Raw genomic sequence first — 12,566 nt, forward strand, 5'->3', positions numbered from 1 at the left:
GATTGTTGTTAAAGAGCAAAAAAACAACGACGCGAGGTGTATTTTCAACTTGTTTACAACGTCGCGTCGTTGTGTGCAGCGTATTATAGGGATTTTTGAAATCGATGCTAACCCCTTTTTTGCAAAAATTTTTAATTTTTTTGTTGTTTGGTTATTCTCTCAACGCCTTGAGGGTTTATCATCCAATTTTTGCTGAAGAAATGTAAAGTGCGGTCTAAATTTGGGGGGCTTTTTGTACCGCACTTTGTTTCTTTATTTTTCCATTGATAAGGTTTTTAATTCAATAAACTCAAATTGTTCAAACACATTAAGTAGCAAATGTTGTTCTTGCGTGCAATAAACCTTATTCGGTTTTGTGCTTTGCCCTGTTACTTCGCCCAAAAGATCTTTAACTCGCTTTGCTATCGCTTTACTCGGATCAAGAAAATATTTCACTTGGGGCAAACTTGCCATTAGCTCTGATTTCAGGAAAGGGAAATGGGTACACCCCAAAATAACCGTATCCAATGCCAGATCTTCTCGCCAATCTTTGATTTCTAACAAAAGCCGAATGGGATCAACCGGCTTACCTTGCAATTTTTCCTCTGCCATTTTGACTAATTCGGTACTGCCCAGTTTGCTTACTCGGCATTCACTCGCATAATCTTGAATTAACTTGTCCACATAAGGGCGTTTCACCGTGCCTTTCGTGGCAAGCAACCCGATGACACCGCTTTCGGTTTTTTGTGCGGCGGGTTTAATGGCAGGAACTGTTCCCACAATCGGGCAGGTAAAAGCATCACGCAATGAGGGCAACACGACCGTGCTTGCGGTGTTGCAAGCGATAACGATGAGATCCAGCGGGTAATCCTGTTCAATTTTTTTACAGATCGCGACACAACGTTCAATGATGGCTTGCTCTTCTTTTTCAGAATAAGGAAAAAATGCGTTATCGAGGCAATAAAGATAGTGGCAATTTGGTAGCAGCGTTTTCACTTCGCGATAGACACTTAAACCGCCGATGCCCGAGTCAAAAAAAGAATGGTTGGTGAATTTGTCATTAATTATTGAAAATCAAATTGATGTTGCGTCGATCTTATACCTTCGCTCGCTATATCTCAAGCAAAAGGCTCGTGTTACGCATTGGAATAAATGGTTTTCTCATCAAGCCAACGCTGAATTAAAGCTTCAGAAAGTTGGGGATATTTCACGATCATTTCTCTGGCATAATGTTGTACAGTCGGGATCATTTTACGATCACGCATTAAATTCGCCACTTTAAATTCGGCCACGCCCGTTTGTTTTGTGCCTAACACTTCCCCCGGCCCACGAATTTCCAGATCTTTTTCCGAAATATAGAAGCCGTCTTGGCTTTCACGCAATACTTGCAAGCGTTTTTTCGACACCTTACCAAGCGGAGGCTTATACATTAAAACACAGAAAGATGCCGTACTTCCGCGCCCAACTCGACCACGCAACTGGTGAAGTTGAGATAGCCCAAGGCGTTCGGCATTTTCAATAATCATCAAGCTGGCATTAGGCACATCTACACCCACTTCAATCACGGTGGTTGCCACCAATACATCTAACTCGGCTGCTTTGAAACTTGCCATAATCTCTTGTTTTTCAGTGGGTTTCATTCGCCCGTGAACTAAACCGATGCGTAAATTTGGCAGCGCTTTGGTTAAATCTTCCCAAATGGCTTCCGCTGCTTGTGCTTCCAGCACTTCACTTTCATCAATGAGCGTACAAACCCAATAGGCTTGCCGTTTTTCATTCACGCAAGCCTGATATACGCGTGCGACAATTTCTGCACGGCGCTCTTCTGAAATTGCAACAGTGGTAATCGGCGTTCGCCCTGGAGGTAATTCATCAATAACTGATGTATCTAAATCCGCATACACCGTCATTGCTAAGGTACGCGGAATAGGGGTGGCGGTCATAATTAATTGATGAGGGTAATTGCCTGATTTTTCGCCTTTTTCCCGCAACATTAGCCGCTGATGAACGCCAAAGCGATGTTGTTCATCAATGATCACTAAGGCTAAATCGTGAAATTCCACATCTTGCTGAAATAGGGCGTGCGTGCCAACAATCATTTGCACCTCACCCGCTTTCATTTGTTCAAGTACCGCTTGGCGTGCCTTGCCTTTCACTTTGCCAGCCAGCCAACCTACCTTGATACCAAGCGGTTCAAACCACGCTTGGAAATTGGCAAAATGCTGTTCCGCCAAAATTTCTGTCGGCGCCATAAGTGCCACTTGCTTTTGATTATCGATCGCCACCAAGGCTGCCAACGCAGCAACAAGGGTTTTTCCTGAGCCAACATCGCCTTGCACCAATCGCATCATTGGGTAGGTATTTTGCAAATCCTGCTCAATATTCTGCACCACGCGGCATTGTGCATTAGTGGGGCTGAAGGGCAAACGCTGTAAAAAGCGAGATTTGAGATCCGTTTGATATTGCAAGGGCAGAGCAAAAAACTGCTGAATATTTGACCGCACTTTTTGCATTGCTAAATTATGCGCTAATAATTCTTCAAAAATTAACCGCACTTGTGCGGGGTGTTGCCCTTTTTCCAACATTTCTAAAGAAACATCAGGCGGTGGGCAGTGCAAAAATCGGATCGCCTCTTTCAAACTGTATGGATAAGGATTAAATTCATCAGGCAAAATTTCGGGCAACTGAATTTTATCAAGCAAAGCCAGCGCTTGATCCGTTAATTTGCGTAAAGAATTTTGTTTTAAGCCTTCTGTGGTAGGATAAATTGGCGTCAGGGTTTCAGCCATTACCAAAGGGGCATCATCACGAATAATTTGATATTCAGGGTGATGAATTTCTGCCATAAAGCGACCTCGTTTGATCTCGCCAAAGGCTTTCACTTTCGTTCCCACTTGAAAGCTGTTTCGCATTGCGGCATTGAAATTGAAAAAACGTAGGTAATTTTGATGTGCCGTCCGACACTACTACAGTTAAAATTGGGCGGCGTCCAAATTGCACTTCGCAAAGCTGAACCGTGGCGCTAATTGTGGCATATTGTTCAGGGCGAAGATCGATTATGGGCGTAATTCTTGTGCGGTCTTCATAACGGCTAGGCAGATGAAAAAGCAAATCTTGCAGATTATTAATGCCAATTCGGCTCAATTTTGCCGAAACTGCTGCGCCTACACCAGAAAGTGTAGTCAGCGGAACTGCACCAAGAATTTCCGTAGCCATTAGCGATTTATATTACGTTCAATGCTGACAAAACCTGGTAAGGTTTTGATTTTACGCATAATTTGACTTAAATGATGGGTATCTTTTGCCGTGAGCAACACCACGATTTGATATAAACGGCCGTCTTGTTCTTCCGTCCAAATGCTGTGAATATTGCTATCCATCGCGGAAATATTAGAGGTTAAATTCGGCAGCGCCCCTTGCTGATTAATCATTTCAATGCGTAATTCGGTTTCAAATTCCACTTTGTTATCGCTTTTCTCCCAAGTAACTGGGGTGAAATGTTCAGGATTTTCTTTTCGATTACGCAAATTTGCACAAGCCTCGTGATGCACCACTAGGCCTTTCCCTGGGCTTGCGTATGCCACAATTGGATCACCCGGAATTGGGTGGCAACATTGCGCAAAGGTGGTAAGCAGGCTTTCATTGCCATTAATGGCAAAAATATTTTTATTGTTGCTAAGATCGCCGTCTGTATCAATTTCAATGCTTTCACCTAATAAACGATAGGCAATCACCGCACTCATTTGGTTACCTAAACCGATTTCCGCCAATAAATCTTCAAAACGATTAAGTTTTAGATCGCTTAATAATTCATCAATACGTTGCTCAGGGATTTGTTCTAATTTATGTGGTAACAACGCATTAGTAAGTTGGCGTTTGCCAAGAACGATCGCCGTATCTGAACGCAGATTTTTCAAAGGCGTGGCGAATATTAGAACGGGCTTTTGCGGTTACCACAAAATTCAGCCAGCCCACATCAGGTTGTGCTGTCGGTGCGGTAATAATTTCAATAGTTTGCCCTGATTGCAGTGGCTGTGAAAGGGGATAAGGTTTGCGATCCACATTGGCTGCGATACAGGCATTGCCAATGCCAGAATGCACCGCATAAGCGAAATCTACTGGGGTGGCACCCACTGGCAATTCCACAATACGCCCTTTCGGGGTAAACACATAAATCTCTTTCGGGAAAAATTCTGATTTGACACTTTCAATAAATTCAAAAGAATTACCCGCACTTTGCTGCAACTCAATCAGACTTTGCAACCAGCGCTGCGCGCGAATTTGTGCGGTGGTGCTATCATTCTTACCACCTTGTTTATACGCCCAATGCGCCGCCACGCCCATTTCCGCGGTTTGATCCATTTCTTCCGTGCGAATTTGCACTTCCACCGGAACGCCGTGTGGGCCGATCATCGAAGTATGCAGGGATTGATAGCCATTTGCTTTCGGCACGGCGATATAATCTTTCACTCGCCCCGGACGTGGCTTATACAAACCGTGCATTTGCCCTAGCACTCGGTAGCAAGTGTCCACATCTTTCACCACTGCACGGAACGCATAAATATCCATAATGGAATGAAATTGCTGATCTTTTAAGCGCATTTTTTGATAAATGGCATAAAGATGTTTTTCTCGCCCAAATACGCGCGCTTCAATGCCCACATCTGCTAAACGCCCTTTGATTTCATCAGAAATCCGTTCGATCATATCTTTGCGGTTACCGCGTGCAATTTGAATGACTTTTTGTAAGACGGCATAACGCTGTGGGTGCATTGCTTCAAAGCCGAGATCTTCCAGTTCATTTTTGATATGTTCGATCCCTAAACGATGGGCAAGTGGGGCGTAAATTTCCAAGGTTTCTTTCGCAATTCTACGCCTTTTGTCAGGGCGTAATGCGCCAAGGGTACGCATATTGTGGGTGCGGTCAGCCAGTTTGATCAGAACAACGCGAATGTCTTTGGTCATCGCCAAAATCATTTTGCGGAAATTTTCCACTTGGGCTTCTTGGCGGGTACGGAATTTGAGCTTATCTAATTTAGATACGCCTTCCACAATTTCAGCAACACTCGCGCCAAATTCTTCTTTGAGTTGTTCTTCGGTGTAAGGGGTGTCTTCAATCACATCGTGCAACAATGCGCCCATCACGGCTTCATGATCTAAACGCATTTCTGCAATAATTGATGCCACCGCAACAGGGTGAGTAATGTACGGCTCGCCACTGGAGCGAGATTGTCCTTCGTGTGCATCTCGTGCGATAACGTATGCACGTCTTACTAATTCAATTTGTTCAGGCGGTAAATAGCCTCGGATAATATGCTCTAAACGTTCAAATAAGTACAAAGGACACCTAACTTTTATTCAAATTTTATTATTGCCAATGATAAAAAAATGGAACAACAAAAACAACCGCACTTTTATCGCTTATGAAGATAATAAAGACACTGCGTGATGCTCTGTTGCTTCTTGCTCTAAAGCATCTTGACGCTCGTGCGCATTCATAATTTCGTTGTTAATCAAGCCTTTTTCAATTTCACGCAAGGCGATTACCGTTGGTTTATCGTTATCTTCTGGAACTAAAGGTTCACGCAAATGTAATTGTAATTCTCTTGCACGGCGTGCTGCGGTTAAAATTAAATCAAAACGGTTACCAATTTGCTCTACCGCATCTTGCACTGTTACACGAGCCATAAATTTACTCCAATCAGTTAAAATTCTTCAATAAATAAAAGGGATCTAATGATACTAAAATGTCAATTATTTTGCCAGTAATTGATGAATTAAAGCGATATTTTGCGCTTGTTGATAACTTCTAGTTAAACATTCCGCACGCAAAATGTGTTGTAAATCCGCCACGGCTTGCTCGAAATTATCATTAATAATCACATAATCATATTCGTCATAGTGGGACATTTCACTGGTGGCTTTTGCCATACGATCAGCAATGACTTCTGCGCTATCCTGCCCGCGTCCAATTAAACGGCGTTCCAATTCTTCAACCGAAGGGGGCAAAATAAAAATACTTTTAACCTGCGGTAATTTAGCGCGAATTTGTTGCGCCCCTTGCCAATCAATATCTAAAAAAACATCAATGCCCTGCGCCAAACTTTTTTCAATAGTCGGCAAGGACGTACCATAATAATTGCCGCCAAACACTTTGGCATATTCCAAGAACAAATCTTGTTCGATTAGACGTTCAAATTCGTCTTTACTGACAAAATGATAATGCACACCGTCCACTTCACCGGGGCGCGGCGCACGCGTGGTATGGGAAACAGAAACCATCATTTCACGCCCATTGTCTTTCGCCAATAAGGCGGCGATTAAAGACGATTTCCCCGCGCCACTTGGGGCTGAAATAATATAAAGGTTACCTTGGCTCATTGTTTATCCTTACATTTTCATCAAATTTCGTTCATTATGCCGATAAATCGGAAAAAAATCATTAGAAGTGCGGTATTTTTTCATTTAATTTTAACAAAATAAAAACAAGCTAACTGGCTGATCCGCAAAGTTTTGATGTAGATCACAAATGTTTTACGGTTTTCTTGCGAGTTAGTTTCACCCTACCTAAAAAGCGTGCTATAATCCACCGCGAACGGAAAATAGAATGCTTTCTATGCACCGTAACCCTTTTGTTTAACTTAAATTATAGGTGAAAAACTTATGGCTATTAAAATTGGTATCAATGGTTTCGGCCGTATCGGTCGTATCGTATTCCGTGCAGCACAACAACGTGATGACATCGAAGTTGTAGGTATCAACGACTTAATTGACGTTGAATATATGGCTTATATGTTGAAATATGATTCAACGCACGGTCGTTTCGATGGCACTGTTGAAGTGAAAGACGGTCATTTAGTGGTGAACGGTAAAACAATCCGTGTAACTTCTGAGCGTGATCCTGCAAACCTTAAATGGAACGAAATCGGTGTTGATATCGCAGTTGAAGCAACAGGTATCTTCTTAACAGATGAAACTGCTCGCAAACACATTGAAGCTGGCGCGAAAAAAGTTGTTTTAACTGGTCCTTCTAAAGATGCGACGCCAATGTTCGTAAACGGCGTAAACTTTGATACTTATGCTGGTCAAGACATCGTTTCAAACGCATCTTGTACAACAAACTGTTTAGCACCATTAGCGAAAGTAATTAACGACAAATGGGGTATCAAAGACGGTTTAATGACAACTGTTCACGCAACAACTGCAACGCAAAAAACCGTTGATGGTCCTTCAGCGAAAGACTGGCGTGGCGGTCGTGGTGCTTCTCAAAACATCATTCCATCTTCAACAGGTGCAGCGAAAGCAGTAGGTAAAGTAATTCCTGAATTAAATGGTAAATTAACTGGTATGGCATTCCGTGTTCCTACACCAAACGTGTCTGTAGTTGATTTAACTGTAAACCTTGAAAAACCAGCAACTTACGCTGAAATCTGTGCAGAAATCAAACGTGCTTCTGAAAACGAATTGAAAGGCGTTTTAGGCTACACTGAAGATGCAGTAGTATCAACAGACTTCAACGGCTGCGCATTAACTTCTGTATTCGATGCTGAAGCAGGTATCGCATTAACTGATACTTTCGTTAAATTAGTATCTTGGTACGACAACGAAACAGGTTATTCAAACAAAGTATTAGACTTAGTAGCTCACATTCACAACTACATACAAAGGCTAATTAAAAAAAAACCCTTTAAAATTAAGCAAGCCGCCCGCACGCACTTTTAAAGTGCGGTTTTTTTTCGCCACATTTTTATTGCTGTAATTGATTATCTCTGATTTCCCTGCCTACTTTTCGCTAAGAATATCCTGTCTTTTCTAGATAAAAATGAACAGCTGTTCGCTCGCTAAAACTGTTATATTGCTCACAAAATCACTGGTTATCCGTAGTTTTCAACGGATTTTTCTCGCTTTTTCTTTCATTAACGATTATATTTAGCCTTACAGCTGTACGCTAAAACTCAGCGATTTGTTAAAAACGATTTGTTAAATAGGAAAAGAAGAATGACAAATACCCTTGATTTTCATTTTGTTAGCCGCTTTCAACAGCAGGCAAAAACATTAAAAATAACACCGCACTTCGTTATTTTGAAAATCAACAATGGCACGATATTTCTTGGGCAGACTTTCAACAGCAAGTAAACGCCCTTTCTCTTGCGTTGCTTGCTCATCATATTGATGTACAAGATAAAATTGGTATTTTTGCACACAATATGCCGCGCTGGACAGTCGCTGATATTGCCACTTTGCAAATTCGCGCTGTTACCGTGCCTATTTACGCCACGAACACCGCACAACAAGCAGCATTTATCATTAATGATGCCGATATTAAAATTCTGTTTGTTGGCGATCAAGAACAGTATGATCAGGCGCTACAAATCGTTGCAGATTGCCCGCAGTTACAACATATTGTCGCGATGAAAGACAGCATTCAACTACACGATCACCCACTGGCTTGCCATTGGGCAGACTTTATCGCAACAGGCTCGCACACGAATTCCGCAGAATTACAACAGCGTCTTGATGAAAAACAACTCAATGATCTATTTACCCTGATTTATACTTCTGGCACTACAGGTGAGCCAAAAGGCGTAATGTTGGATTATGCCAACCTTGCTCATCAGCTAAAAGCTCACGATCAAGCATTGAAACCGATTACAGAACAGGACGTTTCTCTTTCTTTCCTGCCGTTCTCTCATATTTTTGAACGTGCGTGGGTGGCCTATGTGCTACACCGTGGCGCGGTGAACTGTTATCTTGAAAACACCGATCAAGTGCGTGCAGCGTTAAGTGAAATCCGTCCTACATTAATGTGCGCCGTACCACGTTTTTATGAGAAAATTTACACCGCGATCCACGATAAAGTGCAGCAAGCGCCAAAGCTTCGCCGTGCCTTATTTAACTGGGCAATGAGCGTGGGACATCGTTATTTTGATCGTAAAAGCCAAAAACAACCCATTCCATTTTGGCTTAAACAGCAATTTTTCTTAGCGGATAAATTGGTGCTGAGCAAATTACGCAACCTACTCGGTGGACGTATTCGTATGATGCCCTGTGGCGGAGCAAAATTAGAACCTACCATTGGGCTATTTTTCCACAGCATTGGCATTAACATTAAGCTAGGCTATGGTATGACGGAAACCACCGCCACTGTTTCGTGCTGGGAAGATGATCATTTCGAGCCAAATTCTATCGGCAAGCTAATGCCGGGTGCGGAAGTGAAAATTGGCGAAAATGATGAAATCTTAGTGCGTGGTGAAATGGTAATGCGTGGTTATTACAAAAAACCAGAAGAAACAGCTGCCGCTTTTACTGCTGATGGTTTCTTAAAAACTGGTGATGCAGGTCAATTAGATGAACAAGGCCATCTTTACATCACTGATCGCATCAAAGAGCTGATGAAAACCTCAAACGGCAAATATATTGCGCCACAGCACATTGAAGGCAAAATCGGTAAAGATAAATTTATTGAGCAAATTGCCGTGATCGCTGATGCGAAAAAATATGTTTCCGCCTTGATCGTGCCTTGTTTTGCTTCCTTGGAAGAATATGCAAAAAAGCTCAATATCAAATATCAAGATCGTATGGAGTTAATCAAACATTCCGAAATTATTCAGCTTTTTGAAAAACGCTTAAATGAATTACAGAAAGAGCTAGCGAGCTTTGAACAAGTGAAGAAATTCACCCTGCTACCACAGGCTTTCACTACCGCAATGAACGAAATTACGCCGACCTTAAAACTACGCCGCAAGGTGATTTTAGAGCGTTATAAAGCACAAATTGAAAAAATGTATAAGTAATAAAGTGCGGTGATTTTTCACCGCATTTTTATTATCAATTTTTTCCCTAACCGCAAAAATTGCTGAATTTTCCACCGCACTTTTATTTTTATAAACTTTGATCTAAATCAATAAAACAAAACATTTAATTGAGAACAATTCTCATCAACAAAGATAAAAATAGCCCAGTAAAATCAACTCATTCACTCCATTTCGTTCAAAAAACAAGCTACAAAACCCTAATTTTTGTCTGTTGAATTTAGCAAAATATCTATATATAGTGCTTTCAGAATTATAAAGACACAAGATATAGGGGTTTTACAATGAGTTCGTTTTTGTGATTAAACGCGATGGTTCACGCGCACAATTTGATATTCAGCGCATCATCAATGCTATTCGTAAAGCGGCATTGGCGGTTGGCATTGAGCAGGACGATTATTGGCAAAAAATGGGGCAACAGGTTGCCAATGGCATTTTTGCTAAGTATCAGCAGGAAATTGACATCCACGACATTCAGCTACTGGTTGAAAATCAGTTAATGGCGAGCGATTATCCGCAAGTCGCACGAGCTTATATTGAGTATCGCCACGATCGTGATTTAGCACGGGAAAAACGTAGCCAGCTCACGCGTGAAATTGAAGGGCTGATTGAGCAAAGCAACGTGGAATTGCTCAATGAAAATGCCAACAAAGACGCGAAAGTGATCCCAACGCAGCGGGATTTACTGGCAGGCATTGTGGCGAAACATTATGCCAAGCGTTACATTCTGCCGCGTGATGTGGTGGAAGCCCACGAAAAAGGGGAAATTCATTATCACGATTTGGACTACGCGCCATTCTTCCCAATGTTTAATTGTATGTTGGTGGATCTTAAAGGAATGCTCACCCAAGGTTTTAAAATGGGTAATGCAGAAATTGAACCACCGAAATCTATCGGTACGGCAACGGCAGTTACCGCGCAGATTATTGCCCAAGTCGCGAGCCATATTTACGGCGGCACAACCATTAATCGCATTGATGAAGTGCTTGTACCCTATGTACAACTGAGTTATGAAAAGCATTTAAAAACCGCCCAGCAATGGAATGTACCTGAGCCTGAAAATTATGCCAAGGCGTTGATTGAAAAGGATTGTTTTGACGCGTTCCAATCCTTGGAATATGAAGTGAATACGCTTCACACGTCCAACGGGCAAACCCCTTTTGTTACCTTTGGTTTTGGTTTAGGCACGAGCTGGCAAGCGCGTTTAATTCAGCAAGCCATTTTACGCAACCGCATTCGTGGCTTAGGCAAAAATCACAAAACGCCCGTCTTCCCGAAATTGGTTTTTACTATTAAAAAAGGCGTAAACCAACAAGCTAGCGATCCTAATTACGACATCAAACAACTGGCGTTGGAATGTGCTTCTAAACGAATGTATCCCGATATTCTCAATTATGAACAAGTGGTCAAAGTAACTGGCTCTTTCAAAGCACCAATGGGTTGCCGCAGTTTTTTAGGCGCGTATGAACAAGACGGTGAATTACAGCACGATGGACGCAATAACCTTGGCGTAGTTAGCCTGAATTTACCGCGTATCGCACTTGAAGCCAAAGGCGATGAGCAGCGTTTTTATGCCTTACTTGATGAACGCCTTGCTATCGCGAAAAAAGCCTTAATGACGCGCATTGCTCGCCTTGAAAATACCAAAGCACGAGTTGCCCCTATTTTATATATGGAGGGGGCGTGTGGCGTGCGATTGAAAGCTGATGACAACGTGGCAGAGATCTTCAAAAATGGCCGTGCTTCCATTTCCCTTGGCTATATTGGCATTCACGAAACCATTAATGCGCTTTATCCGCAACATCATATTTATGATGATGAACAATTGCGACAAAAAGGCATTGCGATTGTGGAGTATTTAGCCCAAACCACCAAACAATGGCGACAAGAAACTGGCTACGCGTTTAGCCTTTATTCCACCCCAAGCGAAAATTTATGCGACCGCTTCTGTCGTTTAGACACCAAACAATTTGGCGTGATAACTGGCGTAACCGACAAAGGCTACTACACTAACAGCTATCATTTAGATGTGGAGAAAAAGGTCAATCCTTACGACAAACTGGATTTTGAAATGCCTTACCCACCATTGGCGAACGGCGGATTTATTTGCTACGGCGAATACCCTAATATTCAGCACAATCTCAAAGCCTTAGAAGATGTGTGGGATTACAGCTACGACCGCGTGCCTTACTACGGCACCAACACACCGATTGATGAATGTTATGAATGCGGTTTCACCGGCGAATTTCACTGCACCAGCAAAGGCTTCACCTGTCCTAAGTGCGGCAACCACGACAGCGAAAAAGTTTCCGTCACCCGCCGAGTCTGCGGCTACCTAGGCAGCCCAGACGCCAGACCGTTTAATGCAGGGAAGCAGGAAGAGGTGAAAAGACGCGTGAAGCATTTGTAGGTGGGGAATGGCGTTTTATTTTGGGGTTAAATTTTGTTTTATCGTCAAATCGCTTTTTTCTTTGTAATTAAGAACGAGTTTAGCTCGTTGAGCGACCTACTTTCTTTTGCTTGCTCAAAAGAAAGTAGGCAAAGAAAAAGGCACCCGACTAAATTGCTTATCTTCATTTTTAACAAATTTTCTTAACGAAAAGTAAGTCCATACTCGCTGCACTGCGTTCAGGCGTTACTTTTCTAAAAATTTGTTAAAAATGAAGGCAATTTACACGGGAGATTAATTCATTATTTTTTCCAGATCATAGAGGGGGGATTTTAAAGCCCTTCTGAAATAAGTGGGGAGATACTGTATTCAACCCCCAGATTTTA

The 12,566-nt window shown here is 42.2% G+C and carries 6 protein-coding genes and 3 pseudogenes; 4 read left to right on the forward strand and 5 right to left on the reverse strand.

Annotation, left to right across the window (positions count from 1 at the left end; genetic code table 11):
• Positions 1–196, forward strand: a 196-nt coding sequence (locus tag C3Z13_RS11920; protein ID WP_219827898.1) for a hypothetical protein, incomplete at its 5' end; no start/stop codon positions are given.
• Between the two features lie 56 nt (positions 197–252).
• On the opposite strand, the gene murI is transcribed toward C3Z13_RS11920, so the two are convergent.
• From murI to gmk, 5 genes and pseudogenes are all read right to left on the reverse strand, one after another.
• The gene (murI, locus tag C3Z13_RS07065; protein WP_245872583.1) at positions 253–1,047 is read right to left on the reverse strand and encodes a glutamate racemase; all 795 of its coding nucleotides are present in this window, start codon (positions 1,045–1,047) and stop codon (positions 253–255) included.
• A gap of 68 nt (positions 1,048–1,115) precedes the next feature.
• Positions 1,116–3,195, reverse strand: a pseudogene (gene recG, locus C3Z13_RS07070) (ATP-dependent DNA helicase RecG).
• Positions 3,195–5,319 (reverse strand): annotated as a pseudogene (gene spoT / locus C3Z13_RS07075) (bifunctional GTP diphosphokinase/guanosine-3',5'-bis pyrophosphate 3'-pyrophosphohydrolase). The pseudogenes recG and spoT overlap by 1 nt, the downstream one beginning before the upstream one ends.
• A gap of 81 nt (positions 5,320–5,400) precedes the next feature.
• Complete coding sequence (gene rpoZ / locus C3Z13_RS07080; protein ID WP_103855460.1) at positions 5,401–5,667, reverse strand: DNA-directed RNA polymerase subunit omega; 267 nt, start codon at positions 5,665–5,667, stop codon at positions 5,401–5,403.
• Positions 5,668–5,733: 66 nt separating this feature from the next.
• On the reverse strand, positions 5,734–6,360 hold the full coding sequence (gene gmk, locus C3Z13_RS07085) for a guanylate kinase (protein WP_103855461.1): 627 nt from the start codon (positions 6,358–6,360) through the stop codon (positions 5,734–5,736).
• A 282-nt stretch (positions 6,361–6,642) separates the two neighbouring features.
• On the opposite strand from gmk, the gene gapA reads away from it, so the two are divergent.
• The 3 genes and pseudogenes from gapA to nrdD all read left to right on the forward strand — a co-directional run bounded on the left by gapA (position 6,643) and on the right by nrdD (position 12,201).
• Complete coding sequence (gene gapA, locus C3Z13_RS07090) at positions 6,643–7,701, forward strand: glyceraldehyde-3-phosphate dehydrogenase (protein ID WP_245872582.1); 1,059 nt, start codon at positions 6,643–6,645, stop codon at positions 7,699–7,701.
• A gap of 276 nt (positions 7,702–7,977) precedes the next feature.
• Positions 7,978–9,773: pseudogene (locus tag C3Z13_RS07095) on the forward strand (AMP-dependent synthetase/ligase).
• 316 nt (positions 9,774–10,089) lie between these two features.
• Entirely contained in the window at positions 10,090–12,201 is a 2,112-nt protein-coding gene (gene nrdD, locus C3Z13_RS07100; RefSeq protein WP_103855463.1) for an anaerobic ribonucleoside-triphosphate reductase, read from the forward strand.
• Positions 12,202–12,566 lie beyond the last annotated feature (365 nt).

Origin of the sequence: Avibacterium endocarditidis (assembly GCF_002921145.1) — a bacterium.
Taxonomy (GTDB): domain Bacteria; phylum Pseudomonadota; class Gammaproteobacteria; order Enterobacterales; family Pasteurellaceae; genus Avibacterium; species Avibacterium endocarditidis.

What these genes read in the sequence shown, in the direction of transcription:
- rpoZ (WP_103855460.1), bottom strand. Translation starts at nt 5,667, where the DNA reads ATGGCTCGTGTAACAGTGCAAGATGCGGTAGAGCAAATTGGTAACCGT.
- gmk (WP_103855461.1), bottom strand. Translation starts at nt 6,360, where the DNA reads ATGAGCCAAGGTAACCTTTATATTATTTCAGCCCCAAGTGGCGCGGGG.
- gapA (WP_245872582.1), top strand. Translation starts at nt 6,643, where the DNA reads ATGGCTATTAAAATTGGTATCAATGGTTTCGGCCGTATCGGTCGTATC.